Source organism: Thioclava arctica (assembly GCF_040892615.1).
GTDB lineage: Bacteria > Pseudomonadota > Alphaproteobacteria > Rhodobacterales > Rhodobacteraceae > Thioclava > Thioclava arctica.
Genome location: NZ_JBFRYC010000002.1, coordinates 42,454 through 68,335, shown reverse-complemented (window position 1 = coordinate 68,335; position 25,882 = coordinate 42,454). Strand labels below are relative to the sequence as shown.

Here is a 25,882-nt window from a genome sequence, read left to right as displayed (position 1 = left end):
ACAAAAAGGGCGCCCGACAGGACGCCCCTAAACCCTGTGCCGATGCGTATCAGTAACTCCGGATCAGCCCGACAAGCCGCCCTTGAACCTTGACCTGATCGTCGCGCAACAACCGCGTCTCATAGGCCGGGTTGGCGGCCTCCAACGCGATCATCCCGTTGCGGCGATAAAACCGCTTGAGCGTCGCCTCATGGCTGTCCACGAGCGCCACGACGATATCGCCATTCTCTGCCGTTCCGGTTTCGCGGATCACGACGATGTCGCCATCGTTGATCCCGGCCTCGATCATCGAATCGCCTTTGACTTCCAGTGCGTAATGCTCGCCACGCCCGGACACCATCGCGCCGGGCACGGCCACGTGATGGGAGACTTCTGAGATCGCCTCAATCGGGACACCGGCTGCAATGCGGCCCATGACGGGCAATTCCAGCGCATGCACCGCCTCGACAGGCATCGCATTACGCGGAGGATCGACCTTGTCGCCCTCAATCACCTTGGGTCTAAACCCAGACGGTGCGCCGAGCTTTTTCTCTAACACATCGGGCAGTTTCACGATTTCAATCGCGCGCGCGCGATGTGCCAAACGCCGGATAAAGCCACGTTCCTCAAGCGCCGTAATCAAGCGATGAATGCCGGATTTGGAGCGCAGATCCAGCGCATCTTTCATCTCATCGAACGAAGGCGGAACCCCGTCGCGGTTCATCCGCTTTTGAATGAATTCAAGCAATTCCAACTGTTTACGCGTCAGCATGTTCACCTCTTTGACATGGCCCTCGGCAAGCGTTCAGGTTATGTTCTAGCCCCGGTCGCGCCCCGTGTCAACGTGTTCTAGCTGTCGCGCTTAATCGAGTCGCAAGATATTGACCCGCGCACCGGCACGGCGCGCCACATCATCCTTCGGACGGATAAGCAAGCAATCCGCCGTCGCCAGCACACCAAGAAGGGCGGAGTCTTGGGCCGCGAATGGCGTCACGCGGGGCAGCGGGTCACCGGGGCTCAGCGTGGCGCGCATGTAATGGGTGCGCGCGCCGGTGGGGGCAACATCGGTGGCCAGCTCGGCAGGCTCGATACGCGGGGCAGGGTCGAGCCCCTGCAATTTTGCCAGCATCGGGCGCAGGAACAGCTCGGCGCAAACGGTGGCCGAGACCGGGTTTCCCGGCAGGCCCAGCATCGCAGCATCGCCCATCTTGCCTGCCATCAGCGGCTTGCCCGGACGCATCGCGATCTTCCAGAAGGCGCGCTCCAGCCCCAGTTCGCCCGCGACCTCGCCCACCAGATCATGCGCGCCAACCGAGGCCCCGCCCGAGGTCACCACCAGATCGGCGCCCTTGGCGAGATCAAACACCGCGCGCAAAGACTCGCGATCATCGCGCGCAATCGGCAACAGACGCACGCGCGCGCCGGCAGACTCGGCCAAGGCAGTGACGATGAAGCTGTTGGAGCAGATGATCTGATCAGGGCCAGGCGTTTCGCCGGGCATCACCAGTTCATCGCCGGTCGCAATCACCGCGACTTCGGGGCGGCGATAGACGCTCAGCTCGGAGACGTTCATCGAGGCCAGCAGTCCCAGATCGCGCGCACTCAGCGGGCGCTTCGGGTGAAAGCTGTCGCCGCGTTTGAAGTCTTGCCCCTCGGGGCGGATATTGCCATGGCTTTCAAGGTCTTGCGCCAGCGTGATCGTGTCATCCTCGCGGATAACATGTTCCTGCAGCACGACGACGCCATCGGGGCCGGGCACCGGCGCACCGGTGAAGATGCGCACGGCCTGACCGGGGGCCAGCGGCCCCTGATAGCTGCGCCCGGCGGCGGCTTCGCCCTCGACCCGCAGGCGCGCGCCGGGGCGATGATCGGCGGCGGCAATCCAGTAGCCATCCATTGCCGAGGCCGAAAACGGCGGTTGGGTCAGCTGCGCCTGTGCGGGCGCGGCCATCACCCGGCCACGCGCGTCACGCAGCGCCACGGTTTCGCACCCCAGCGTGGCGACCAATGCCAGAACTTTCTCCAGCGCCTCTTCGACTGACAGCATATGCTACGCCTCGTATCGTCCGGATTTACCACCATCTTTGAGCACCACGCGGATGCCTTCAATGGTCATCGACTTTTCCACCGCCTTGAGCATGTCATAGACGGTCAGCGCCGCGACCGACACCGCGCTTAGCGCCTCCATCTCGACGCCGGTCTGCCCCGAGGTCTTGACCGTGGCGGTGATGCGCACGCCGGGCAAGTCCGTATCCGGGGTCAATTCCAGCGTGACCTTGGTGATCGGCAGCGGATGACACAGCGGGATCAGATCGGCGGTTTTCTTGGCCGCCATGATCCCTGCGATCCGCGCAATCCCCAGCACGTCGCCCTTTTTCGCGCTGCCTTTGAGAACGTAATCAAGGGTTTCAGGGCGCATCTTCACGCAGCCCTCAGCCACGGCGATGCGGTCGGTCACCTCCTTGTCGGAGACATCAACCATATGGGCCTGCCCGGCCTCGTCGAAATGGCTCAGGCTCATGCGACCTCCAACAAGTTGGCGGTGGCCGCGGCCACATCGTCTTGGCGCATCAGGCTTTCGCCGATCAGGAAGCGGCGCGCGCCGACCTCAGCCATCGCGGCGAGGTCTTCGCGGGTAAAAATGCCGCTTTCGCAAACCAGATCGCGCCCGGCGGACAGGATTTCGGGGGCGAGTTGGCGGGTGACGTCCAGCGTGACCTCGAAGGTCTTGAGATTGCGGTTATTGACGCCCAGCAGCGGCGATTTCAGGTGCTTAAGGGCGCGCTCCAGTTCTTCGGCGTCATGCACCTCGATCAACACATCCATGCCCCAACCCATTGCGGCATCTTCCAGCTCGACCGCCAGCGCATCCTCGACAGAGGCCATGATGATCAAGATGCAATCAGCCCCCCAAGCGCGCGCCTCGGCAACTTGGTAGGTGTCATAGAGGAAATCCTTGCGCAAAGCGGGCAGGGCACAGGCGGCGCGGGCCGCTTTCAGAAACTCCGGCGCGCCTTGGAACGAGGGCGTATCGGTCAACACCGACAGGCAGGCCGCGCCGCCTGCTTCATAGGCTTTCGCCAGTGCGGGTGGGTCGAAATCGGGGCGGATCAAGCCCTTGGAGGGCGAAGCTTTCTTGATTTCTGCGATCAGCCCGTAGCCGGTGGCGGCCTTGGCGCTGAGCGCTTTGGCAAAGCCGCGCGTGGAGCCTTGGGCGCGTGCTTCGGCCTCGATGTCGGCAAGCGGGCGCGCGGCTTTGGCAGCGGCGATTTCCTCAAGCTTGTAGGCCTTGATCTTGTCGAGGATCGTGCTCATGCGCGGACCTCTTGCGTGATCCGGGCCAGCGTTTCCAGCGCGGTCTTTGCACGCCCGGAATCGATGCTTTCAGCGGCCATTTCTGCGCCTGATTTCAGATCGCTCACCTTGTCAGCCACCACCAGCGCGGCGGCGGCATTCAGGATGACTGCGTCGCGATAGGCCGAAGGCTCCCCGTCCAGCAGCGCGCGCAAAGCCGTCGCGTTCTCGGCCGGCGTGCCGCCCAGAATATCGCGGAACGGATGCACCGGCAGGCCCGCATCTTCGGGATGAATCTGCATCCCGCGCACCTTGCCATTTTCCAGCGCGGCCACGTCTGTCACGCCGGTGATGGTGATTTCATCGGTGCCGTCCGAGCCATGCACGAGCCACGCCTTTTCAGAGCCCAGCATCTGTAACGTCTCGGCCATCGGCCAGATCAGATCGGGCGCGAAAGCCCCGGTCAACTGGCGCTTGACGCCTGCGGGGTTGGTCAGCGGCCCGAGGATGTTGAAGATCGTCTTGCAGCCCAGTTCAAGGCGCACCGGCATCACATGTTTCATCGCGGGGTGATGGATCTGCGCCATCATGAAGCCGATCCCCGCCTCGGCCAGACCACGCTCGGTCGCTGCGGGGCCTGCCATCACGTCGATACCCAGCTCACCCTGCACATCCGCCGTGCCCGATTTCGAGCTGGCCGCGCGGTTGCCGTGTTTTGCCACCGGAACACCCGCACCAGCCACGACAAAGGCGGCGGCGGTCGAGATGTTGAGCGTGTGCATTCCGTCGCCGCCCGTGCCCACGATGTCGATCGCACCTTCGGGCGCGGTGATGGGCACGCATTTGGCGCGCATCGCGGCGGCGGCGGCGGCGTATTCCGATACACTTTCGCCGCGCGCCCGCATCGCCATCAACAGACCGGCGATCTGGGCGGGGGTGGCCTCGCCGTTGAACAGGATTTCAAACGCGGATTCGGCCTGCGCACGGCTCAGCGGACCTTCGGAAGCCGCAAAGATCAGCGGTTTCATTGCGTCGCTCATGCGGGCACCTTCAAGCTAACGCCTGCCTCTGTCAGGAAATTCTTCAGCATGGCATGGCCATGTTCGGAGGCGATGGATTCGGGGTGAAACTGCACGCCCTCGATGCGTTTTTCGCGGTGGCGCAGCCCCATGATCGTGCCATCGGCCAACTCGGCGGTGATTTCCAGGCATTCAGGCAGACTCTCGCGTTCGACCACCAGCGAATGATAGCGCGTCGCATGCAGCGGCGAGGGCAGGCCAGCGAACACGCCTTTGCCCTGATGCAGGATCTCGCCCATCTTGCCATGCACGATCTCGCTGTGGCGCACGACCTTGCCACCAAAGGCCTGCCCGATGGTCTGATGCCCAAGGCATACCCCCAATAGCGGCAGGTCAGCCTCGGCCGCAGCCAGCGTCAGCGGCAGACAAATCCCCGCCGCCGAAGGGTCGCAGGGCCCGGGCGACAACACGATTGCTTCAGCCCCCATGCCCATCGCTTGACTCACATCCAGCGCATCGTTGCGCCAGACCTGCACATCTGCGCCCAATTCACCGAAATAATGCACCAGATTATAGGTGAAGCTGTCATAATTATCGATGAGCAGCAGCATGGCCGGGCCTCGCGTTTTGGGGTCCCCCGTCTGGCCCTGAAAGTTGCAGGCAAATTTGCGCCTTGCAGCAAAAGAGGGGTGAACCGGGGATCGGGTCGGGCTATAGATGCAATTAGCGACGGGGTAGGGTCAAGGCCTCGTGCAAAAGGATGCGCGCGTAAAACGACGCGCGCGGGCAGTGGAGGCAGGCAGATGATGCGATCGGTGCTCAAAGGGGCGGCGCTGGGAACCGGGGTGAGCGTGCTGGTTCTGGGCACGGCCTCGATCATGGCCCCATTGCCGCGATCCACTCCGCCTGCCGTCGGTCCTGTTGATGTGCCCGCGGGGTCGGATTTCGCGCGCGGTCGCTCGGATCAGGTGCCCAATATGCCCAATCCCGCAGGTGCGCCGCTAAGTGCGCCCAGTGCGACACCGCGCGCGCCTGTCAGCCAATCCAATAGCGATCAGGTCGGCGCACAGATCGCGGCCAGCGATCCGGGCACGCGCCCGGTGACCGATGCGTTGGCCCCCACGCCTCAGCCCCAAGCGGGAGAGGCCTCGCAGGCGCTAGTCCAAGCGCCGGCGCCAGAACAGCCGATTCCCGTGCCCCCGCCTGGTGAGGTGCGAACCCCGGTTCTGGGTGCAAGTGAGGCGCGCCCCGAACCCGAGGCCAAGGTTACGATGCCTGACGCGCCTCCTGCCATGACGCCGCCACCGGCGGCGAGCGTGGCCCCGGCTGCGCCGCAAGGCGCTCCGGCAGGGTCTGGCACGCAAACCGCCTCCAGCCCCGCGCCGAGCAGCCCCGAACCGGCGCAAGGAACGGATGCGGGATCGGCGACACCGGATCAGCAGATGGCGGATTTGCCCCCGCTACCCGATGTGCAGGGGCTTGGCAGACCAAGCGGCGCTGGCATCACCGCGCTGCCCGACAGCGCGGCGGCCCCATCCAGTGAAGCACTGGCCCCGTCAGGTGAAGCCCCCGCGCCTGCCTTGCCCGATTTGCCGAAAATCGCCGCGGCGGACATGCCGCAGCCAGAATTGCAACCCGCGCCGCAGCCAAACGCGCAACCCGATATGGCGCCCGCAGAGGTGCCTCAGCCCGATGCTGACGGGCAAGCCATGCCCGACATGCCGCCAGCCAAGCCGCGCGTCATCACCCTTGGCTCAGAGCCGCAGCGCCTGCCGGGCCAGCCCGTTGAGGGCTTTCGCTCTGCGCCCAATGTCATCGTGGATCGTTTGCCCCAAATCGGCGCGCCCGGCGCAGATACGCCCCCCGCCGACGCGCCCGAAGCGGATGGCGGCCCTGGCGCAGATCAAGCGCCCGCTGCCGATAATACCGATCTCCCGCCGATTGAACGTTACGCGTTGCCCTTCGTTCATGACGACGCCAAGGCGCTGTATTCGGTGGTATTGATTGATCCGGGAATCGAGGCCGGCGGACTTGATGCCGCCACCATCGCCGCGCTTGATTTCCCCGTCACCATCGCGATTGATCCCACCCGCCCGAACGCGGCCGAGGATGCGCAGGCGTTGCGCGCGGCAGGGCATGAGGTCGCGATCTTGGCGGCAGATTTGCCCCCCGATGCCACGCCCGAAGACCTTGAGGTCGCGCTGGAGGCATGGCGCCAAGTGATCCCCGAAGCCGTGGCTGTAGTTGAACGCCCCAAGCCCGTCTTCCAGAACACGCGCAATCTGGCGCGCCAGATGGTGTCGACATTGGGGCGCGAGGGGCTGGGGCTGGTCACGCAGAACCGTGGCTTTGATTCCGCCGATCAGATCGCGTCTACGGTGGATTTGCCGCGCGCGAAAATCTGGCGGGTGCTGGATGGCGCGCGCGAAAAAGCCCCGGTGGTCGAGCGGATGCTGTCGCGTGCCGGGTTTGAGGCAGATCGCAATGGGCAGATCGTTGTGATGCTGTCGGCTTGGCCTGAAACGGTGAGCGCGCTGACACAATGGGCCCCCGACGCGGGGACGAAATACGATCTTGCCCCGGTGTCGGCAGTGGCGCTGCAAAACACGCAAGGTGCTGCGGCGGGCAATTGAGCTACCGCGCCCGTACAACGGGAAAGGCCGCGTAAGACCCGGCCGCTTAGCTGTTAGAGCGCGATTGTACGAACAGGCCCGCATCTTCGGCGGCGCGGCGCAGGGCGTTGGATTTGTGCACGCTTTCCTGATACTCGGCAAGCGGGTCGCTGTCATAGACAACACCGCCCCCGGCTTGAATATACAGCGTCTCATCCTTCACCAGCGCGGTGCGCAGCGCGATGCACATGTCCATCTCGCCATTGGCGGCGAAATAGCCCACGGCCCCGCCATAGATGCCGCGCTTTTCGGGCTCCAGCTCGTCGATGATCTCCATCGCGCGCACTTTCGGCGCGCCCGAAACGGTGCCCGCAGGCAGACCGGCCAGCAGCGCCGAGAGCGCGTCCTGCCCATCAGCCAGCTCGCCCACGACGTTGGAAACGATATGCATGACGTGGGAATAACGCTCGATGATGAATTTCTCGGTCGGGTGCACGGTGCCGATTTTGGCGACGCGCCCCACATCGTTGCGCCCGAGATCAAGCAGCATCAAATGCTCGGCCAGTTCTTTCTTGTCCGCCAGCAGATCTTCTTCCAGCGCCTTGTCCTCGGCCGGGGTCGCGCCGCGCGGGCGGGTGCCGGCGATCGGGCGGATCGTGACCTCACCCTCGCGCAACCGCACGAGGATCTCCGGGCTGGCGCCGACGATCTGGAAGCCACCGAAGTTGAGAAAGAACATGAAAGGCGAGGGGTTGGTACGCCGCAAGCTGCGATACAGCGCAAAGGGCGGCAGCGGGAAATCGGCGGCCCAGCGTTGCGCGGGCACGACCTGAAAGATGTCGCCCGCGCGGATGTAATCCTTGGCGCGCTCGACCGCCTCCATATAGCCCTGCTGGGTGAAGTTCGAGCGCATCTCGCCGACCTGACGCATTTCGCCCAGATTGCGCCCTTCGGTGGGGGAGCGATCCAGATCGCGCAGCGCATCCGACACCCGCTCGGCGGCTTGCGCATAAGCCGCGCGCGCCGACAGACCCGAGGATTGGAACGCAGGCGCGCACAAGATCACATCCCCCTTCACCCCATCGAGCACCGCCACGACGGACGGGCGCAGCAACATTGCATCGGGCACGCCGATGGGATCGGGGTTCACATTGGGCAAGTTCTCAACCAGCCGGATCGTGTCATAGCCCAGATAGCCAAACAGACCGGCAGCGGCGGCCGGGAGCCCCTCGGGCATCTCGATGCGGCTTTCGGCAATCAGGGCGCGCAGGGATTCAAAGGGATGGCCGGGCAGGTCTTCCCACGCCTCGTCAAAGCGCGCGGCACGGTTGATGCGTGCCTGCGTGCCGCGACATTCCCAGATCACATCGGGCTTCATGCCGATGATCGAATAGCGCCCGCGCACCTCGCCGCCCGTCACCGATTCCAGCATGAAGGAATTGGGCTGCGCCTCGGCCAATTTCAGCATCAGCGAGACCGGCGTGTCCAGATCCGCCGCAAGGCGCGCATAAACCAGCTGGTTTTGCCCCTTGGCCCAGCGGGCCTCGAATTCCTCGAAGGACGGCGAAAGAGCGACCACCTGCGGCCTCCTTATTGGATCTGCGACTGCACGGCTGTCACGGCCTGGCTGTCAAGCGTGAAGCCCGACTCGCTCTCAACCGCAGTTGCGTAGAAATTGAGCAAGTCATTGGCCAGCGACTGCGAAAGCTGCTGGGCAATCTGGCCGGAAATCAGCTTGGCGTCAGCATCGGTCATATCGGCTTTGATGATCTTGTCGGTGACGATCACATAAACCTTGCCATTGGCGCTGACCTGCGCGGCCTTGCCCGGATCGGTGGCGAAAACCTTGCCGATCACGGCGGGGGGCAGATCATCGGAGAAGCCACCGCGCGCAATGCTAGGCACCACGGTGGTGAGCAGCCCCGTCGCGCCCAGCGTTTTGCCGCCAGCGATCTCGTCCAGAACTGCTTTGGCGCGCGCTTCTTGGGCCGTCACTGCCTGATCGGCATGCCAAGCGGCGGCCACCTTGTCGCGCACCTTGTCAAAGGGGATCGGCGTCGGGGGCACGATGTCATCAAGACGCAGCGCAAAGACGCCGCCATCTGATAGATTCGCCAGATCGGGGAAGTCTTCCTTGGTCACGGCCAGCGCCGTTTTGCGGAACTCGTCATAGCCCGCAATGCCGTCTTTGCTGTCGGCGGTGAAGGCAATCTTGCCCAGCTCCATATCGGTTTCCTTGGCCATGTCTTCCAACGTGGCCCCTCCGGCCAGCTTGTCCGACAGGCTTTCGGTTTCCTGCGAAATATCGCGGCGGGCTTTTTCGGTCTCGGCCTCTCCGGCGAGCTCTTCACGCGCATCAGCAAACGAGGTCTGTTGCGCCGCGATAATGCCATTCATCGATAGCAGCGCGGGGCCTAGATCGGTGTCAATCGGGCCAACCACGCCGGGGGATTTGAGCGCGAAGACCGCAGCCCCCGCCTTGCCCAGTTCGTCTTGGCTGACATCGCCCAGATCGGCATCTTGCAGGGTCAATCCGCGCTCTTTGGCCAGATCGGCAAAGCTTGCCTTGCCGGCATCGAGCTTCGCCTTGGCGGCCTCGGCCGATTTCATATCGGGATAGACCAGCCGCTCGACCAGCCGCTTTTCGGGTTGCTTGAACTCGGAGATGCGCGAGTCATACTCTTGCTTTAGGGTCGCATCGTCGATTTTGACCTTGTCCTTGAGCATCTCGGGCGTCAGCCACGCATAGGTGATGTCGCGCGTTTCGGGTGCGGTGAAATCAGCGATGTGGTCTTTGTAATAGGCCTGAAGTTGCGCATCGGTGGGTTTGGCCACTGGGGTTGCCAGATCGGCCTCGGTGATTTCGGCCCAAGTAAAACCACGCTTTTCAGACACGAATTGGGTGTAGGCATCCGTCACCGCTTCGGGGGCTTTCACGCCGCCACCCACCACACTTTGGATGATCGAACGGGACAGGTCGCCGCGCAGTTGGGTTTCGAATTGCGGCTCGCTGTAGCCCTGCTGGCGCAATGCGAATTTATAGGTCTCGCGATCAAATTTGCCGCTGGCATTGTGGAAGGCCTGCACATCCAAGATTTGCTTTTGCAACTCGGCGTCCCCGACCGAAACGCCCAGACGGCGTGCCGCTTCGCCAAGGCTCGCCTCGCCGATAAGGCGGCTCAGCACTTGCTGATCCAGCCCCGTCGATTGCATCTGTGCCATCGTGACGGTTTGGCCCAATTGCTGCGAGCGGCTTTGCATCTCTTGGCGCAGCGCGCGGGCGTATTCGCTGACCGGAATCTGCGTCTCACCCACGGTGCCCACAGATTTCACATTGCCCGAAAAGGAGCGCAGGCCAAAGCCCCCAAGCCCCAGCACTAGCATTGCCAGCAAGATCCAGACGACCACGCTCTTGCCGTGACTGCGCAGCTTCATGGGCTTTCCTCCTCGGACGCTCTTTTGGCGGTGTTTAGGGCTTTGGCTGCAGGGCTGCAAGGCGTGCCATCAATTCCGTGATGGCAGGGGTGTCGATATTGGCAAATGCGATGCGCATTTGGCGGGTGGCTTGGGCGCTGCCTTGGGGCATGAACATGGTGCCCGGCAGCATCAAGACCCCCGCCTCGCGCACCAGCGCGCGGGCATATTCGGGCGAAGGGCGCGGGTCGGGATGGGTGGCATAGGCGAAATAGGCGCCACAGCCGAGCAACTCCCACCCCTCAAGGGCCTCAAGCCCCTGCGCCATCGCGGTGCGGCGTGCGAGGATTTCGCGACGCTCGCCTGCCAGCCAGTCCCCAAGATTGCGCATCCCCCAAAGCGCGGCCATCTGGCCAAGCTGATTGGGGCAGATCGCGACCGTATCGAGGAATTTTTCAACCTCGGCGAGGCGTGCCTCGCTGGCGACGATCGCACCCACGCGATGACCGGTTAGGCGGTAGGCCTTGGAAAAGCTGTAGAGCTGGATGAAATAATCCGACCAATCGGGATTGGTGAACAGATCATGGGGTGCGCCCTCGCGGCTGTCAAAATCGCGATAGGTTTCATCCACAATCAGCGCGATGGAATGACGGCGCGCCAGTTCCGCGAAAGCGCGGATCAGATCGGCGGGATATTCCGCTCCGCCCGGATTGTTCGGGCTGACCAGAACAATTGCGCGGGTGCGCGGCGTGATTTTGGCGGCCGCCTCGTCCGGGTCCGGCAGCAGTCCCGCGCCGGGGACAAGCGGCACGGTCTTTACGCCGGACATATCAAGCCACATCTTGTGATTGAAATACCATGGCGTGGGCAAGATCACCTCATCACCCGCCCCTGCCAGCGTGGCAATCGCGGCGCAAAACGCCTGATTGCAGCCCTGCGTGATCGCGACCTGTTCAGGCGCGATGGTGCCGCCATAATGGGGCACCCATTGCGCTGCAATCTCGGCGCGCAATTCGGGCAGACCCAGAACAGGGCCATACAGATGCGCTTGCGGGTCATGCAGCGCGGCCTGCGCAATCGCTTGGCGCAATCCTTCGGGGGGCAGATCGAGCGGCGCGGCTTGGCTAACATTGATCAAGGGGCGCTCGGGGGGGAAGTGCACCCCGTCCAGCCAGCGCCGCGCCTCCATCACCGGGGGGGCAAAGGTGGCGGCAATTGCGGGATTGAGCGGGTGGGGCATCGGGTGTCCTTTGGCTGATCGCGCGAGATCACCAGAGGGCGGCGGGATTGGCAAGTCGCGGATGCCTCCGGCGGGAGTATTTTTGGCCAGATGAAACGGTTATTTCTGCGATGAGTGGCGGATCGCAAAGCCGTGACGCACATACCATTCGCGCACCGTCAACGCGATCACCACCAGATCAAGCGCCGTCAGCAACAGCATCGAGATCGCATGATGCAGGCTCCAGAGATACATTTGATAGACCACAAAGGCGGTCAATAGCGCAACCGCGCCCGGATAGGCCCAAAGCACGCCGCGCATCAGCAAGACCACCACGACCAGTTTCAACGCGCCGTGACTGGTGAAGTAAAAACCATAAAAACTTTGCGTTTCGATCGAGAAATGCTGGGCTGCGTTGAGCAGCGCCGCAGCAATCGCGTCATGGGGGTCTTCGGTCAATTCTCGATGGGTCAGCCATTGCGCCAGTCGCAGCACCGCGTTGCCGGGCATGCCCAGCAGCGCCAGCCCCGACAGCGTTTCAGCCGCCGCGAACAGCCCCTTGAGCACGAGACTGATCTCAAACAACCAGTGCAGAAACCGCCCAAGGCGGGTGTTGGGGTCTGTCAGGCGCATTTATTGGGGCTCAATCCGTGCCGCGATAGGGCTGAACGTATTGCAGCGCCATGTCCCAGGGGAAGAAGATCCAGGTGTCCTGGCTGACCTCGGTGATGAAGGTATCGACCAGCGGCTCGCCTTGGGGTTTGGCGTAGCAGGTCGCGAAATGCGCCTTGGGGAACAGATCGCGCACCAGTTGCAGCGTTTTGCCGGTATCCACCAGATCATCGACGATCAGAATGCCTTCGCCGCCATCGTGCAGAAACGAGTCTTGCGCGGGTTTGATGACCTCGGGGGCGCGTTGTTCTTGGTGATTATAGCTTTTCACCGAGATCGTATCGACCATCCGGATGTCGAGCTCGCGCGCGACGATCGCGGCGGGCACCAGACCGCCCCGCGTGATCCCCAGCACACCGCGCCAGCTGCCACTGTCGGGCCCTTTACCATCCAGCCGCCACGCCAGAGCGCGGGCGTCGCGATGCAGCTGATCCCAGCTGACATGGAAACCTTTTTCATGGGGCAGCAAGTCGGGCATCGGTCTCTCCTTAGGTCAGGGCGAGTTTGAGGCCGAGCAGGGCGAGAAGGCCGCCAAAGACACGCTCGATCACGGATTTAAGGTTTAGATAGGCGGCGCGGGTTTTCGCAAGCGAGAACACGCGCGCCACAATCACATTCCAGCCCGCATCGTTGAAAAACACGATGCCAAGGATCGCCGCATAGGCCCAAAGCGGGGCAGCGGGGGGAATGAAGGTAAGAAAAATCGTGCCAAAGAACACGGCCGGTTTGGGATTGGCGAGTTGCGTCGAGATGCCCAGCCAGATCAGCCGCAGAGGCGAGCGGTCTTGTGGCAGGCGGGGCAGGTCGGTCTCGAGCGGATCGCTTGCATGGCGCCACATCTTGAAGGCCAGCCACAGCAGATAGGCGGCACCTGCGAATTTCAGCACGCTCAGCAGGCCGGGCGCAATCTTGAACACCAAAGCCAGACCAAACAGCGCCGCCGCCGCCCAGATACACGCGCCAAGGCCGATTCCAATCGCCAGCCAGACGCCGCGCACGAAGCCCTCGCGCAGGCTGGTGCGCATCGCCAGCAACACCGCAGGCCCCGGCGACATTGCTGCCGCCAGATGCACGAAATACAGCGCTGTGAAGGCCGCGAGGCTCATATCCGCTCTTTCAGATCAGTCTTTGCGACCGGTGACCACGTCGATATCGGGCGCATCGACCGCCTTCATGCCCACGACGTGATAGCCCGCATCGACATGCAGCGTCTCGCCCGTCGTGCCCGAGCCCAGATCGGAGAGCAGATAGAGCGCGGCCTTGCCGACCTCTTCCTGCGTCACGTTGCGGCGCAGCGGTGAGTTCAGCTCGTTCCACTTCATGATGTAGCGGAAATCGCCGATGCCCGAGGCCGCCAGCGTCTTGATCGGACCTGCGGAAATCGCGTTGCAGCGGATGTTGTTCTTGCCCAGATCCTCGGCGATGTATTTCACCGAGGCCTCAAGCGCGGCTTTGGCGACGCCCATCACGTTGTAATGCGGCATCACCTGCTCGGCGCCGTAATAGGTCAGCGTCAGCAGCGAGCCGCCATCAGTCATCAGCGCCGAGGCGCGTGCGCAGACGGCGGTGAAGGAATAGACCGAAATGTCCATCGTCATAGTGAAATTGTCGCGCGAGGTGTCGACGTACCGGCCGCGCAATTCATTTTTGTCCGAGAAGCCAATGGCGTGGACGACGAAATCCAGCTTGCCCCATTTCTCTTTGAGCGTCTCGAACAGCCGGTCGATCGAGGCGCCATCGGCGACATCGCATTCGATCAGAGTATCCGCGCCCAATTGGGCGGCCAGCGGCCCCACGCGCTTTTTCAGCGCTTCGCCTTGGTAGGAAAAGGCGAGTTCCGCGCCGGCATCGCCCAGCGATTTGGCAATCCCCCAAGCGATGGATTTATCATTCGCGAGGCCCATAATCAGGCCGCGTTTGCCCGCCATCAGGTTATTCGACATGTCAGGTTTTCCCCCGCTTCGGTCTGGTAAGTCTGAATGCTTTAGGCGAAAGGTGAAGAGGCATCAAGGCTACTGACCCTCGGTAAGAGCATTCTGACGCGGGGCAGGGTGAAAGCCACACGCAGGATCGGGGGAAATATGAGCGACAGAAGTGGAATTTTTGCGGGCGATGACCCGTTTGCGATTGCACAAAGCTGGCTTGATGAGGCCCAGCAATCTGAGATCAACGATCCCAACGCGATTGCGCTGGCGAGTGTTGACGCGGACGGTTTGCCCAATGCGCGCATGGTGCTTCTCAAGGAAATCGAGAGGCTGGACGCGCCCTCGGGCGGGGCTTTTGTGTTTTATACCAATTACGGCTCGGTCAAGGCGCGCGAAGTCGAGGGCGCGGGTAAGGCGGCCTTCGTGATGCATTGGAAATCGCTGCGCCGCCAGATTCGGGTGCGCGGGCTGGTGACGCGCGAGGATGGGCCGCAGGCGGATGCCTATTACGCGTCGCGTTCGCTCAAATCCCGGCTTGGTGCCTGGGCCTCGCGACAAAGTGAGCCATTGTCATCGCGCGCGAGCCTGATGGCCGATGTCGCAAAGATCACCGCGACGCATGGCACGAACCCAAAACGCCCCGAGTTCTGGGGAGGGTTCAGAATCAAGCCCTTGGAGATAGAATTCTGGGCGGATGGCGCGTTTCGTCTGCATGATCGGTTCCGTTGGGCCCGGGTAACGCCCGATGCCGCGTGGCAAATTACTCGGCTGAATCCCTGAATTTCACGCTTCGTGAAATGCGAAGCCACTTGAATCACGAGGAATTCTCTTGATGATCCACCTCTTGAAGCGCCAGACTGTCCGCACGAAAGACATGCGAACAGGAAAGCTCGAACATGCAGACGGGATGGAAGATGTTAGGCGAGCGCCCCGAATTGCTGAGCGAGATCACGGGAGAGGTGAAGTGGTTCGACCCGGTCAAAGGGTTCGGATTCATTCTGGATCAGACCGGTGGGCCAGACATTTTGCTGCATGCCAATGTCTTGCGCAATTTTGGTCAGGGCTCGGTGGCCGATCATGCCCAGATCACGGTCAAGGTGCAGACTACGCCGCGGGGTGCACAGGCCGTCGAGGTTACGGCGATCACACCGCCCGAGGGCGAAATGGTCGCCCCGATCGAGGATTTGGGCGAGAACTCGCCCGAAGAACTTATAGCGCTGCCGCTGGAGCCTGCTCGGGTGAAGTGGTTCGAGAAGGGCAAGGGCTTTGGCTTTGCCAATGTGTTCGAGCGCGACGAGGACGTGTTTATTCACATGGAAGTGTTGCGCCGCTCGGGCTTTGCCGATCTGGCACCGGGCGAAGCGGTGTGTCTGCGTGTGATCGAGGGCAAGCGCGGTCGGATGGCAGCACAGGTTCTGGCATGGGACGCAACCTTGCGCGAGACGCGTTAGGCGCAGCGCTGTTGCGGCTGATGATCCCGATTCTGGCGCTGAGTGTGGCGCTGTTTCTGGATGTTACATCGGCGCATGCGCAAAACCAAAGCGCCCCTCAGTGCCGCGATGATTTGGCGATCGTGTCTCAGAACGGGCAGCTGTCGCAATTCAACGTCGAAATCGCCGATACGCCCGCCGCGCGCGCGCAGGGTCTGATGGGGCGCCCCCATATGCCCAGCAGCGCAGGCATGTTGTTTGTCTATCCCACTGCGCGCGACGTCTCGTTCTGGATGCATGACACTTTGCTAGGGCTCGACATTATCTACATCGATGCGGCGGGCCGGGTGGTGCACATTGCGCGCAACGCCAAGCCGATGGATGACACGCCGCTTCCCTCGGGTGCGCCGGTGCAATTCGTGCTTGAAATCAACGGCGGATTGGCCGCGCGGCTGGGCATCAAAGAGGGCGCTCTGCTGGCTCATCCCAGGATAGATCAGGCGCGCGCGGCATTTCCCTGTCCGTGACCCCTTTCCTTGGCCGCGCGGGGCGGCTATGAAACCCCCAGTCGGGGCGTAGCGCAGCCTGGTAGCGCGTCTGTTTTGGGTACAGAAGGTCGTGAGTTCGAATCTCGCCGCCCCGACCATTCCTCTCTCTTTCGGTCATAAAACTTCGCGTGTCACTATATCTTGTGGCGGCGTTGCGCTGTGGCACTAGGGCCACGCCCGCCGATTCCGCGAGAAAAATCGTCATCCCCCTGTCACATTGTCCACAAGATATTGGGGAATGTGGATCAATTGCCCACAATCACGGCGTCGTTATCGCCAAGTCCTATAGATCACAGGCATTTTTCTGTCGCACCCAAGCAAGACTGTCCACAGCCCCGGTGTGGATGAATCGGGTCGACCTCGTCAAATGGGCTTGGTCAACACAAAAATGGCCCTGAACAGCATTAAAGAGTCGTTGACGGATCGCTAGCCCTACGGCAGGTTGTGGTTTGTCAGCGGCGTCACTACCAGATGTAGTGGGGCAGGTGGGCTAAGGGACAGGAATTGGGATGGCAGCAGTCTGTGTTGCCGCGACTCGCACAATTGTGTTGCGAGCGCCCGATCTGACTTTGCCCACTGCCCAGCCACTCTTGAATAATCAGACGGGATTTGGGCAAATGAAGATCGAACGGAAATTCACCACCGAAGAGACCGGCGCCTATGGGGCACTGGCCTTCACGACAACCGCTTCCGAGATTCGCAATCCCGATGGCACGGTGGTGTTTCGCAACGATTCGGTGGAAGTGCCCAAGCGCTGGAGCCAAGTCGCCTCGGACGTGCTAGCCCAAAAGTATTTCCGCAAGGCAGGCGTTCCGGCGGCGCTGAAAAAGGTCAAGGAAAAGGGCATGCCCGAATTCCTGTGGCGCTCGGTTCCTGATGAAGAGGCGCTGGCTGGCCTGCCCGAAGAGGCACGGTTCACGGGCGAATCCTCGGCCAAGCAAGTGTTCGACCGTCTGGCGGGTGCGTGGTGCTACTGGGGCTGGAAAGGTGGCTATTTCACCACCGAGGCCGATGCGCGTGCCTATTATGACGAGATGCGGTTCATGCTGGCCGAACAGATGGCCGCGCCGAATTCGCCGCAATGGTTCAACACCGGCCTGCATTGGGCCTATGGCATCGACGGGCCGTCGCAGGGTCATTACTACGTCGATTTCAAAACCGGCAAGCTGACGAAATCAGCCTCGGCCTATGAGCATCCCCAGCCCCATGCCTGTTTTATCCAGTCGGTCAAAGACGATCTGGTGGGCGATGGCGGCATCATGGATCTCTGGGTACGTGAGGCGCGTCTGTTCAAATACGGCTCGGGCACGGGCACCAACTTCTCCAGCCTGCGCGCGGCCGGTGAGTCGCTTTCGGGGGGGGGCAAATCCTCGGGGCTGATGGGCTTCCTTAAAATTGGTGACCGGGCTGCGGGTGCGATCAAATCGGGCGGCACCACGCGGCGCGCCGCCAAGATGGTGATCTGCGACATGGATCACCCCGATATCGAGCAATTCGTGAACTGGAAGGTGATCGAAGAGCAGAAAGTCGCCAGCCTCGTTGCCGGCTCGAAACTGCATGAGCGTGAGCTGAACAAGATTTTCACGGCGATCCGCGAATGTGATGGCTCGGACGAAACCTCGGTCGATCCCGCCAGCAATCCGGCGCTGAAAGAGGCGATCAAATCCGCCAAGCGCGTGATGATCCCGGAAACCTATATCAACCGCGTGTTGCAATATGCCCGTCAGGGTTACGCCAGCATCGAATTCCCGACCTATGACACCGATTGGGATAGTGAGGCCTATGTCTCGGTCTCGGGTCAGAACTCGAATAACTCGGTGCGCGTGACCAATGCCTTCCTGCAAGCGGTCAAGGATGACGCCCCGTGGGAGCTGATCCGGCGCACCGATGGCAAAGTTGCGAAAACCATCCGCGCCCGTGAGCTGTGGGAGCAGGTCGGTCACGCCGCTTGGGCCTGTGCCGATCCGGGCATCCAGTTCCACGACACCGTGAATGATTGGCACACCTGCCCCGAAGATGGCGCGATCCGTGGCTCCAACCCGTGCTCGGAATACATGTTCCTTGATGACACGGCGTGTAACTTGGCGTCGATGAACCTGCTGACCTTCTACAAGGACGGCAAGTTTGACGCCCAAGCCTATGTCCACGCGACTCGTCTCTGGACCGTGACGCTGGAAATTTCGGTGCTGATGGCGCAATTCCCGAGCCAAGAGATCGCGCAGCGCTCGTATGATTTCCGCACGCTGGGTCTGGGCTATGCCAATATCGGCGGTCTGCTGATGAATATGGGCTATGGCTATGACAGCACCGAGGGCCGTGCGCTGTGTGGCGCTTTGACCGCCGTGATGACGGGCGTGTCCTATGCGACTTCGGCCGAGATGGCGGGCGAGTTGGGGCCGTTCCCCGGCTATGAAAAGAACGCAGCCCACATGCTGCGTGTGATCCGCAACCACCGCACCGCTGCGCGCGGCAAAACCGAAGGCTATGAAGGCCTTGCGGTCAAGCCGGTCGCATTGGATCATGCAGGCTGCCCCGATCAGGGTCTGGTCGAGCTGGCGCAACAGGCTTGGGACGAGGCGCTGAGCCTTGGCGAGAAGCACGGCTATCGCAACGCGCAAGTCTCGGTCATCGCACCGACCGGCACGATCGGTCTGGTGATGGATTGCGACACCACCGGCATTGAGCCCGACTTCGCACTCGTGAAGTTCAAGAAACTCGCAGGCGGTGGCTATTTCAAGATCATCAACCGCTCGGTGCCTGCCGCGCTGGAAAAGCTGGGCTATGGGTCTGCGCAGGTCGAGGAAATGATCGCCCATGCCGTGGGTCACGCCAGCCTTGGCAACTGCCCCGATATCAACACCACCGCGCTGATCGGGCATGGCTTTGGCCCGCGCGAGATCGAGAAGATCGAGGCCGCGCTGCCCACCGCCTTCGATATCCGCTTCGTGTTCAACCAGTGGACGCTGGGCGAAGAGTTCTGCACCAAAACGCTGGGCATCCCGGCCGAGAAGCTGAACGATCCGACCTTTGATCTGCTGCGTCACCTTGGCTTTACCAAGGCGCAGATCGAGGCCGCCAATAACCATGTTTGCGGCACGATGACGCTGGAAGGTGCGCCGCATCTGAAAGACGAGCATCTGGGCGTGTTCGATTGCGCCAATGCCTGCGGCAAGATCGGCAAGCGCTATCTGTCGGTGGCCAGCCACATCACGATGATGGCGGCGGCGCAAAGCTTCATCTCGGGGGCGATCTCGAAGACGATCAACATGCCCAACTCGGCTTCGATCGACGAGACGCTGGCCGCTTACGAACTCAGCTGGTCGCTGGGGATCAAGGCGAATGCGCTCTATCGTGACGGTTCGAAACTGAGCCAGCCGCTGGCTTCGGCGCTGATCGAGGATGACGAGGAAGCCGAAGAGATCCTTACCAACGGCTCGGCGCAGGAAAAGGCCGCCGTGCTGGCCGAGAAGATCATCGAGAAGGTGATCGTCAAGGAGGTCGTGCGCAGCCACCGCGAAAAACTGCCCTCGCGCCGCAAGGGTTACACGCAAAAAGCCGTGGTCGGAGGCCACAAGGTTTACCTGCGCACGGGCGAATATGATGACGGCGATCTGGGTGAGATCTTCATCGACATGCATAAGGAAGGCGCGGGCTTTCGCGCGATGATGAACAACTTCGCCATCGCGGTGTCGGTTGGCCTGCAATATGGCGTGCCGCTGGAAGAGTTCGTCGATGCCTTCACCTTCACCAAGTTCGAACCTGCGGGCATGGTGCAGGGCAATGACAGCATCAAGAACGCAACCTCGATCCTCGATTATGTGTTCCGCGAACTGGCGGTGAGCTATCTCGACCGCACCGATCTGGCCCATGTCAAACCGCAAGGCGCAAGCTTTGACGATCTGGGTGGCGGCGAGACCGAGGGCAAGCCCAATGTCGAGCCGGTCTCGGATAAAGCCAGCAAGTCGCTGGAAGTGCTGCGCCAGATTTCCTCGACTGGCTACCTGCGCAAGCGGATGCCGCAAGAGCTGATGGTGCTGCAAGGCGGGGGCGGTCTCAGCGCGCTGGCCGGGGGCAAGATCAGCGATGTGCTGACCAGTGAGACCGTGCAAGCCAAGGTCACCACGACAACCGCCGTATCTTCGGGCGGGGTCGCAATGGACGCGCGCGTCAAGGCCAAGCTGCAGGGCTATGAGGGCGAGGCCTGCGGCGATTGCGGCAACTATACGCTCGTGCGCAACGGCACCTGCATGAAGTGCAACACCTGCGGCGCGACCAGCGGCTGTAGCTGAGGACAATGACAAAGGTCCGGTGCCATGGCGCCGGGCCTTGAACGATACGCCCGCGAAGACGGGACGGAGAAGGGACGCAAGTGGAACTGATCGTTGGAAATAAGCGGGTGACGCCCGAGGCGCTGCGTGAAATCCCCGGCGGGATCGAGGCCGATCTGACCGGTGAGGCGCTGACTTCGCTGATCGACGCGACGTTTAGGGGCTATGCCTCGATTGAAATGCTGGGCGGTGATCTGAACCGCCAGCGCATGGATGTGATCGACATCCGCATGGCGGGCGCTGCGACCACGGTCACGCTGCGCAGCCAAGGCGCGATGGCGCTGCACTGAGAGACGACTGAGATCCGGGGCGGGTGCGCTCGCCCTAGACGCTGAGAAGGCCCAGGCGAAACCAATAACACCTCGGGCGGTGAATCAACGAGCCTGATCAGCGAGACTGGCCCCTTCCGTCCCTTTCGGAGGGGGTCTTTTCATATTCGGCGGGGCCTTAGATTTCGTCCGGTAGCCTGCGCCCGAAATAGAAGCGTAGCCCGCGCATCGACAGCACGTGCATCCCGATCAGCGCCAGCCCCATCAACAGGTCGACCTTGACGCCTAGACCTTGCAGCGGGGCGAAATGGGTCGCAGCGGTGATGGAAATCAAGGTCAGCGCACTCGTCAGTAGGGGTGCGGGGATGCGCGGCAGCGGGCTGACCCGGTGCAGCCGCCACAGCGTCAACGCCAGCCCCACTGCCTCGGCCGCCGTCGAAAGCCAGATCACGAACACGAATGATCCGGTTTCGCGCAGGACCAGATAGCTCACCGGCAAGATCAACACGCGCGGCAGGTTTCCCCACATTCCATTGCTGCTTTGCCCGACCGACAGCGCGACCACCGTCGGCCCGGTCTTGGCCACGCGCACCGCCTGCAACACTGCAAACGGAATGAGCAGCCCGCTCAGGCTGGCGTATTTCGCGCCCAAAAGCAGATGGATCACAGGCGTGCCCAGCAAAAACACGCCCAGCACCAGAACAGAGCCGGTCAACAAAGCGGCTTCGAACGCGGCCTTGGCCAGATGACGTTGGACGTCGGGCCGACCTGCTGCGCGTGCGGCGGCCAGCTTGGGCAAAAAGAAATTCTGGATCGTCTTGGCCCCGATCAAGGTTGGCGTCAGCGTCAGCGTGACCCCCATCGCGAAAATCGCCAGCGCCTCCATCCCGGCCAAGCGCCCGACAATCACCTTGTCGCCCTGAAACACCAGATACATCATCGCGGCATTGACCAATAGCGGCGCGCCAAACTGCATGGATTGGCGCATCTCTGCCCGGTCCAGACGCAACTGATAGCGCCGCTCGGCCATAAGATGCGAGGTGATTACCCCAAGGATCGTGTAAATCAGCATCGCCCAAAGCGCCGCGCGCCAATCGCCAAATATGCTTGCCAAGGGCCATAGCGCCAATAGCGCGCCAAATGCGGGCAGCGTGCCCGTGAGCAGTACCGGCAAATACCGCCCGCTGCGCTGGGCACGGTGAATGTCGAAATGTTGCAGCGCATTGAGCAGCGGGATCAGCGCCAGCCAGCGATAGGCCGAGGTGGCTTGCGGAATGCCCATGAAATCGGCGATCGGCCCCGCCAGAACCAACAGCGCCACCGCCGAAAGAGTGCCGCGCAGCACCTGAAACCCCTGCAAAGCGGCCTGAAAGCGCGGATCATTGCCGCGCGGCGATTGCACGATTTGCTGATGCAGCTCCAGCGTCGAGGCCATTTCCAGCACCGCCATCACCATCGCAAACGTCGCCGCGACCCCGTAATCGGCCACCGGGATCAACCGGGCCAACAACAGGTTGCGCGCCAGCAGCAAAGCCGAGGTCGCGGCATTTCCGCTCAGGATAAACAGTGCGGTGCGCAGCATGAATGGATCGGGCCTCGCGGCGTCTGCGCGAGGCATCGAGTGACGCAACGGCAAGGGACGGGTTTGCTTTCGGGCAAGTTTCGGCGCTTGCTGGCTTGCGGTCAAGCGTGGGCTGTGGCTGTTGTGACATGCTCGCAACGCTGTAAGGCGCATTGGGCTTGTCAGCCCAGGGCTCTTCCTGTTCAACTCAATGCAAAATGAGACTGGCAGAGCATGGCACCCAAAAAGACTGAGCCCTTCACAAGCCCCAGCACGGCGCTCTTGCGCGTCGCCAAGGGTGATCTTTGCGCGGGCTGCGGGCTCTGTGCCGGTTTGGCGCCCGGGCGTATTACAATGGAGATGACGCCGCCGGGATTTCCCCGCCCAGTGCAAGTCGCGGATCTGAGCGGGCCGCAAGAGGCCTCGATCTGGGCAAGTTGCCCGGGATTGGGGCAATCGAGCGCGCGCGCAGGCGAGGGCCGCGACCCGCTTTGGGGGCCGTATCAGCAGATGGTGACGGGCTGGGCGGGCGATGAAAGCGTGCGGTTTGCCGGCGCTTCGGGGGGTGCATTGTCGGCGCTGGCGGCGCATCTGCTACGCTCGGGGCGGGTGGATGGCGTGATCCAGATTGAGGCCGATCCGGCCTCTCCCACCGCCAACCGCACGCGCATCAGTGAAACGCCTGAGCAGGTGGCACAGGCGGCGGGCTCGCGCTATGCGCCCTCCAGCCCGCTTGCGGATCTGGCGCAATATCTGGCCTCGGGGCGGCGCTATGCCTTTATCGGGAAACCCTGCGATTGTTCGGCGTTGCGCGCGCTAAGCCTGCAACACCCGGCCGTGGCACGCGCCTTCCCGGTGATCTTGTCATTCTTTTGTGCGGGCGTTCCAAGTGCTGCGGGCGCGCAAAAACTGCTTGCGAAAATGGGCGTCGCAGAGGATCAGCTTGCCGCCTTTCGCTATCGCGGAAACGGGTGGCCGGGGCGCGCGACGGCGACGCTTGGCGATGGCAGCACGCGCGATCTCGACTATCATTCCGCTTGGGGCGGGGTGCTAGCGCATCACGTTCAGCATCGCTGCAAGATTTGCGCCGATGGCACGGGCGTGGCCGCCGATCTGGTCTGCGCCGATGCCTGGGAGACCGATGCCAAGGGGTATCCGGTCTTTGACGAGGCCCCCGGCGTCAGCCTGATCGTGGCGCGCACGCGACTCGGCGCCGAGATCTTGGCACAAGCGGAAGCAGCAGGCGCGGTGCAAACGCAGCCTTTCGATGTCGCCAAACTTGCCGCGATCCAGCCGGGTCAACGCGAGCGCCGTCGGGCGCTGTTTGCCCGCCTTGCTGCGCTGCGACTGGTGGCGCGCCCGGTGCCCGTTTATGTCGGGATGGACCTGCGTGCCTGTGCGCGCCAAAACCCGATTGTACGGAATTTGCGCAACTTCTCGGGCACGATCCGACGCGCATTTTCGAGGCCAAAATGAGTCGCCCGTTGCGCATCTGCCTGATTTTTCACTCGACTCGCTCCGACAATCTGGGCGTTGGTGCGTTGACCGTGTCTGAGGTTGCGCTGCTGCGCAAACTGGGGCGGCAGATGGGCCGCGAGATCGCGATCACGGTGTTGGACTGGAAAGACGCGCGCGCGCCTTACGTGGCTGGCGATGACCTCACATTGATCGAGGTGGATGGCGCTTTTCTGAAATCTCCCAAAGGCTTGTTTGCCACTCTTAAAGCAAACGATTTGGTGATTGATATCGGAGGCGGCGATAGCTTCGCCGATATTTACGGCGCAAAACGGCTGATCCGAATGTTCTGGATGAAGTTCGCCGCGCATCTGGCGGGCACGCCTTTGGTGGTGGCCCCGCAGACGATCGGGCCGTTTTCGAAACGCTGGTCGAAATGGCTGGCGCGGATCACGCTCAACCGCTCGGCGCTGGTGGCGGCGCGCGATGAGCGCTCGGGTGAGGCGTTGCGCGCGCTGGGCTATCGGGGGCCGATTGTGGCGGCTTCGGATTTGGCGCTGCGGCTGCCCTATCAACCGCCTGAACGCGCCGAGGGAGGTGCGCCGCGCGTCGGGATCAACGTCTCGGGGCTGTTGATGGCGGGGGGGTATCAGGGCGGCAATGATTTTGGCATGAGCCTTGATTATCCGGCCCTCATCGCGCGGCTGATTGAGTGGTTTAAGGGGCAGGGTGCCGAGGTGCATCTGGTGCCCCATGTGATCGTGCCAAGCGGGCCGATGGTGATCGAGGATGATCTGCGCGCCTGCGAGGCGCTGGCTGGCACGCATGGCGTGATCTGCGCGCCTGCGTTTGACAGCCCGGGTGCTGCGAAATCCTATATTGCGGGGCTCGATTTCTTTACCGGCGCGCGGATGCATGCCTGTATCGCGGCGTTTTCCAGCGGTGTGCCAGTGGTGCCGATGGCCTATAGCCGCAAATTCGCGGGGCTGTTTGGCACGCTGGGCTATACGCGCACTGTGGATTGTACCGCCGGTTCCGCCGATCAGGTGTTTGGCGCGATCACCGAGGGCTATGTCATGCGCGACACGCTGGCGCGCGAGATGAAAGAGGCGCTGGCCAAGGGGCTTGTGCGGTTGGGGGCCTATGACACGGCGCTCTTGAAGCTGATGGAGGGGATCCGTGGCTGAGGCTGCCGTTATCATCCCGCATTACAATGATGTGGCCCGCCTGATCCGCTGCCTGGAACGGCTTGCACCCCAGATTGACGCGCGCTGCGAATTGCTGGTGGTCGACAATAACTCGACCGTCGATCTGAACCCGCTGCGCGCGGCCTTTCCCGATCTGCGCATCGTGACCGAGACGAAAAAGGGGGCCGCCGAGGCGCGCAATCGTGGCGTAGCTGAAACCATGGCTGAGCGGTTGTTTTTCATCGATAGCGATTGCGTCGCTGATCCCGACTGGATCGCGACCGCGTTCGCTGTGATGGCGCGCGGTGATCTGGTGGGCGGGCATGTCGCGGTGTTTGACGAAACCCCGCCGCCGCGTTCGGGGGCGGAGGCGTTCGAGACGGTCTTTGCTTTCGATTTCCGCCGCTATATCGAAGAAAAAGGCTTTTCCGGCACCGGCAACCTGCTGACGCGGCGCGATGTGTATCAGGGCACGGGACCGTTCATTGCGGGTCTGTCCGAAGACCTCGATTGGTGCCGACGCGCGACGGCGAAAGGCTACCGGCTGGTCTATGCTGAAGAGCTGCGCGTGGGTCACCCTTCGCGTCAGGATTGGGCGGCGCTGGCACGCAAATGGCGGCGATTGACCGAAGAGGGGTTCGGCGTGAACGGATCGGCCCCGCTGGAGCGCCTGAAATGGGCGGGCAAAGCGCTGCTGATGCCGCTTTCAATTTTGGCCCATACCCCCAAAGTGCTGCGTCACAAGGGGCTGAACGGCGCGGGCGAGCGGGGGCGTGCGCTGGTGACATTGGCGCGACTGCGGCTGGCACGCATGGGCTGGATGCTGCGCCAAGCGCTGTTTGGGCATCTGTAATGCAGTGCCGATTGGCCACAGATCGCCGTTCCGCCGCCCTGAATTTGCCGTGTTTTTCTTGTTTAACGCTCTGTTGAGGGGGTACTCTCATTGGCACGAGCAGTAAGCAGAGCCGCG

At 62.4% G+C, this 25,882-nt stretch carries 23 protein-coding genes and 1 tRNA gene; 10 read left to right on the top strand and 14 right to left on the bottom strand.

Going from position 1 to position 25,882, the window contains the following annotated elements; translation table 11 throughout:
* Positions 1-49: 49 nt before the first annotated feature.
* The 6 genes from lexA to AB4874_RS03180 form a co-directional block, all read right to left on the bottom strand.
* Positions 50-751: a transcriptional repressor LexA gene (lexA, locus tag AB4874_RS03205; protein WP_368390907.1), complete on the bottom strand. Its 702-nt coding sequence runs from the start codon at positions 749-751 to the stop codon at positions 50-52.
* 90 nt (positions 752-841) lie between these two features.
* Complete coding sequence (locus tag AB4874_RS03200) at positions 842-2,026, bottom strand: molybdopterin molybdotransferase MoeA (RefSeq protein WP_368390906.1); 1,185 nt, start codon at positions 2,024-2,026, stop codon at positions 842-844.
* Positions 2,027-2,029: 3 nt separating this feature from the next.
* The gene (moaC, locus tag AB4874_RS03195) at positions 2,030-2,500 is read right to left on the bottom strand and encodes a cyclic pyranopterin monophosphate synthase MoaC (RefSeq protein ID WP_295532938.1); all 471 of its coding nucleotides are present in this window, start codon (positions 2,498-2,500) and stop codon (positions 2,030-2,032) included.
* Positions 2,497-3,294, bottom strand: a complete 798-nt coding sequence (trpC, locus tag AB4874_RS03190) for an indole-3-glycerol phosphate synthase TrpC (RefSeq protein WP_368390905.1) — start codon at positions 3,292-3,294, stop codon at positions 2,497-2,499. The genes moaC and trpC overlap by 4 nt, the downstream gene beginning before the upstream one ends.
* Positions 3,291-4,313, bottom strand: coding sequence for an anthranilate phosphoribosyltransferase (trpD, locus tag AB4874_RS03185; RefSeq protein ID WP_295532936.1), 1,023 nt, complete (start codon positions 4,311-4,313; stop codon positions 3,291-3,293). Before trpD ends, trpC begins: the two co-directional genes overlap by 4 nt.
* Positions 4,310-4,903: an anthranilate synthase component II gene (locus tag AB4874_RS03180; RefSeq protein WP_368390904.1), complete on the bottom strand. Its 594-nt coding sequence runs from the start codon at positions 4,901-4,903 to the stop codon at positions 4,310-4,312. The genes trpD and AB4874_RS03180 overlap by 4 nt, the downstream gene beginning before the upstream one ends.
* Positions 4,904-5,095: 192 nt before the next feature.
* Here AB4874_RS03180 and AB4874_RS03175 point away from each other — a divergent pair, with 192 nt between their 5' ends.
* Positions 5,096-6,925, top strand: coding sequence for a divergent polysaccharide deacetylase family protein (locus AB4874_RS03175; RefSeq protein WP_368390903.1), 1,830 nt, complete (start codon positions 5,096-5,098; stop codon positions 6,923-6,925).
* A gap of 46 nt (positions 6,926-6,971) precedes the next feature.
* Here the strand turns inward: AB4874_RS03175 and trpE are convergent, their stop codons facing one another.
* The 7 genes from trpE to fabI all read right to left on the bottom strand — a co-directional run bounded on the left by trpE (position 6,972) and on the right by fabI (position 14,152).
* Positions 6,972-8,483, bottom strand: a complete 1,512-nt coding sequence (gene trpE / locus AB4874_RS03170) for an anthranilate synthase component I (RefSeq protein ID WP_368390902.1) — start codon at positions 8,481-8,483, stop codon at positions 6,972-6,974.
* 11 nt (positions 8,484-8,494) lie between these two features.
* On the bottom strand, positions 8,495-10,339 hold the full coding sequence (locus AB4874_RS03165; protein WP_295532932.1) for a SurA N-terminal domain-containing protein: 1,845 nt from the start codon (positions 10,337-10,339) through the stop codon (positions 8,495-8,497).
* A 34-nt stretch (positions 10,340-10,373) separates the two neighbouring features.
* Positions 10,374-11,558, bottom strand: coding sequence for an aminotransferase (locus AB4874_RS03160; protein WP_368390901.1), 1,185 nt, complete (start codon positions 11,556-11,558; stop codon positions 10,374-10,376).
* A gap of 99 nt (positions 11,559-11,657) precedes the next feature.
* Positions 11,658-12,170, bottom strand: a complete 513-nt coding sequence (locus tag AB4874_RS03155) for a DUF2127 domain-containing protein (RefSeq protein WP_368390900.1) — start codon at positions 12,168-12,170, stop codon at positions 11,658-11,660.
* Between the two features lie 10 nt (positions 12,171-12,180).
* On the bottom strand, positions 12,181-12,687 hold the full coding sequence (gene gpt, locus AB4874_RS03150) for a xanthine phosphoribosyltransferase (protein WP_295532929.1): 507 nt from the start codon (positions 12,685-12,687) through the stop codon (positions 12,181-12,183).
* 10 nt (positions 12,688-12,697) lie between these two features.
* On the bottom strand, positions 12,698-13,315 hold the full coding sequence (locus AB4874_RS03145; RefSeq protein WP_368390899.1) for a LysE family translocator: 618 nt from the start codon (positions 13,313-13,315) through the stop codon (positions 12,698-12,700).
* A gap of 15 nt (positions 13,316-13,330) precedes the next feature.
* Positions 13,331-14,152, bottom strand: coding sequence for an enoyl-ACP reductase FabI (fabI, locus tag AB4874_RS03140; RefSeq protein WP_295532927.1), 822 nt, complete (start codon positions 14,150-14,152; stop codon positions 13,331-13,333).
* A gap of 138 nt (positions 14,153-14,290) precedes the next feature.
* Here fabI and pdxH point away from each other — a divergent pair, with 138 nt between their 5' ends.
* The 6 genes from pdxH (at position 14,291) to AB4874_RS03110 (ending at position 20,730) form a co-directional block, all read left to right on the top strand.
* On the top strand, positions 14,291-14,914 hold the full coding sequence (gene pdxH / locus AB4874_RS03135) for a pyridoxamine 5'-phosphate oxidase (RefSeq protein WP_295532926.1): 624 nt from the start codon (positions 14,291-14,293) through the stop codon (positions 14,912-14,914).
* A gap of 116 nt (positions 14,915-15,030) precedes the next feature.
* Positions 15,031-15,585, top strand: a complete 555-nt coding sequence (locus AB4874_RS03130; protein ID WP_368390898.1) for a cold-shock protein — start codon at positions 15,031-15,033, stop codon at positions 15,583-15,585.
* On the top strand, positions 15,555-16,091 hold the full coding sequence (locus AB4874_RS03125; protein WP_368390897.1) for a DUF192 domain-containing protein: 537 nt from the start codon (positions 15,555-15,557) through the stop codon (positions 16,089-16,091). Before AB4874_RS03130 ends, AB4874_RS03125 begins: the two co-directional genes overlap by 31 nt.
* Positions 16,092-16,133: 42 nt before the next feature.
* Positions 16,134-16,210: transfer RNA gene (locus AB4874_RS03120), tRNA-Pro, on the top strand.
* A gap of 519 nt (positions 16,211-16,729) precedes the next feature.
* Positions 16,730-20,401 carry a vitamin B12-dependent ribonucleotide reductase gene (locus AB4874_RS03115; RefSeq protein WP_368390896.1) on the top strand — a complete coding sequence of 1,224 codons (3,672 nt, stop codon included), beginning with the start codon at positions 16,730-16,732 and terminating at the stop codon, positions 20,399-20,401.
* A gap of 80 nt (positions 20,402-20,481) precedes the next feature.
* Positions 20,482-20,730: a hypothetical protein gene (locus AB4874_RS03110; RefSeq protein WP_295532922.1), complete on the top strand. Its 249-nt coding sequence runs from the start codon at positions 20,482-20,484 to the stop codon at positions 20,728-20,730.
* Positions 20,731-20,887: 157 nt separating this feature from the next.
* Here the strand turns inward: AB4874_RS03110 and AB4874_RS03105 are convergent, their stop codons facing one another.
* A complete protein-coding gene (locus AB4874_RS03105; protein ID WP_368390895.1) occupies positions 20,888-22,291 on the bottom strand; it encodes an oligosaccharide flippase family protein in 1,404 nt (467 codons plus the stop codon).
* A gap of 213 nt (positions 22,292-22,504) precedes the next feature.
* Between AB4874_RS03105 and AB4874_RS03100 the strand changes: the two genes are divergently transcribed.
* Genes AB4874_RS03100 through AB4874_RS03090 form a run of 3 tightly spaced genes read left to right on the top strand, consistent with a single transcriptional unit; the run spans position 22,505 to position 25,765 of the window.
* Positions 22,505-23,746: a Coenzyme F420 hydrogenase/dehydrogenase, beta subunit C-terminal domain gene (locus AB4874_RS03100; protein WP_368390894.1), complete on the top strand. Its 1,242-nt coding sequence runs from the start codon at positions 22,505-22,507 to the stop codon at positions 23,744-23,746.
* On the top strand, positions 23,743-24,912 hold the full coding sequence (locus AB4874_RS03095) for a polysaccharide pyruvyl transferase family protein (protein WP_368390893.1): 1,170 nt from the start codon (positions 23,743-23,745) through the stop codon (positions 24,910-24,912). Before AB4874_RS03100 ends, AB4874_RS03095 begins: the two co-directional genes overlap by 4 nt.
* Complete coding sequence (locus tag AB4874_RS03090; RefSeq protein WP_368390892.1) at positions 24,905-25,765, top strand: glycosyltransferase family 2 protein; 861 nt, start codon at positions 24,905-24,907, stop codon at positions 25,763-25,765. Before AB4874_RS03095 ends, AB4874_RS03090 begins: the two co-directional genes overlap by 8 nt.
* Positions 25,766-25,882: the final 117 nt, after the last annotated feature.

What these genes read in the sequence shown, in the direction of transcription:
- lexA (WP_368390907.1), bottom strand. Translation starts at nt 751, where the DNA reads ATGCTGACGCGTAAACAGTTGGAATTGCTTGAATTCATTCAAAAGCGG.
- AB4874_RS03200 (WP_368390906.1), bottom strand. Translation starts at nt 2,026, where the DNA reads ATGCTGTCAGTCGAAGAGGCGCTGGAGAAAGTTCTGGCATTGGTCGCC.
- moaC (WP_295532938.1), bottom strand. Translation starts at nt 2,500, where the DNA reads ATGAGCCTGAGCCATTTCGACGAGGCCGGGCAGGCCCATATGGTTGAT.
- trpC (WP_368390905.1), bottom strand. Translation starts at nt 3,294, where the DNA reads ATGAGCACGATCCTCGACAAGATCAAGGCCTACAAGCTTGAGGAAATC.
- trpD (WP_295532936.1), bottom strand. Translation starts at nt 4,313, where the DNA reads ATGAGCGACGCAATGAAACCGCTGATCTTTGCGGCTTCCGAAGGTCCG.
- AB4874_RS03180 (WP_368390904.1), bottom strand. Translation starts at nt 4,903, where the DNA reads ATGCTGCTGCTCATCGATAATTATGACAGCTTCACCTATAATCTGGTG.
- AB4874_RS03175 (WP_368390903.1), top strand. Translation starts at nt 5,096, where the DNA reads ATGATGCGATCGGTGCTCAAAGGGGCGGCGCTGGGAACCGGGGTGAGC.
- AB4874_RS03165 (WP_295532932.1), bottom strand. Translation starts at nt 10,339, where the DNA reads ATGAAGCTGCGCAGTCACGGCAAGAGCGTGGTCGTCTGGATCTTGCTG.
- AB4874_RS03160 (WP_368390901.1), bottom strand. Translation starts at nt 11,558, where the DNA reads ATGCCCCACCCGCTCAATCCCGCAATTGCCGCCACCTTTGCCCCCCCG.
- AB4874_RS03155 (WP_368390900.1), bottom strand. Translation starts at nt 12,170, where the DNA reads ATGCGCCTGACAGACCCCAACACCCGCCTTGGGCGGTTTCTGCACTGG.
- gpt (WP_295532929.1), bottom strand. Translation starts at nt 12,687, where the DNA reads ATGCCCGACTTGCTGCCCCATGAAAAAGGTTTCCATGTCAGCTGGGAT.
- AB4874_RS03145 (WP_368390899.1), bottom strand. Translation starts at nt 13,315, where the DNA reads ATGAGCCTCGCGGCCTTCACAGCGCTGTATTTCGTGCATCTGGCGGCA.
- fabI (WP_295532927.1), bottom strand. Translation starts at nt 14,152, where the DNA reads ATGTCGAATAACCTGATGGCGGGCAAACGCGGCCTGATTATGGGCCTC.
- pdxH (WP_295532926.1), top strand. Translation starts at nt 14,291, where the DNA reads ATGAGCGACAGAAGTGGAATTTTTGCGGGCGATGACCCGTTTGCGATT.
- AB4874_RS03130 (WP_368390898.1), top strand. Translation starts at nt 15,031, where the DNA reads ATGCAGACGGGATGGAAGATGTTAGGCGAGCGCCCCGAATTGCTGAGC.
- AB4874_RS03125 (WP_368390897.1), top strand. Translation starts at nt 15,555, where the DNA reads ATGGGACGCAACCTTGCGCGAGACGCGTTAGGCGCAGCGCTGTTGCGG.
- AB4874_RS03115 (WP_368390896.1), top strand. Translation starts at nt 16,730, where the DNA reads ATGAAGATCGAACGGAAATTCACCACCGAAGAGACCGGCGCCTATGGG.
- AB4874_RS03105 (WP_368390895.1), bottom strand. Translation starts at nt 22,291, where the DNA reads ATGCTGCGCACCGCACTGTTTATCCTGAGCGGAAATGCCGCGACCTCG.
- AB4874_RS03100 (WP_368390894.1), top strand. Translation starts at nt 22,505, where the DNA reads ATGGCACCCAAAAAGACTGAGCCCTTCACAAGCCCCAGCACGGCGCTC.
- AB4874_RS03095 (WP_368390893.1), top strand. Translation starts at nt 23,743, where the DNA reads ATGAGTCGCCCGTTGCGCATCTGCCTGATTTTTCACTCGACTCGCTCC.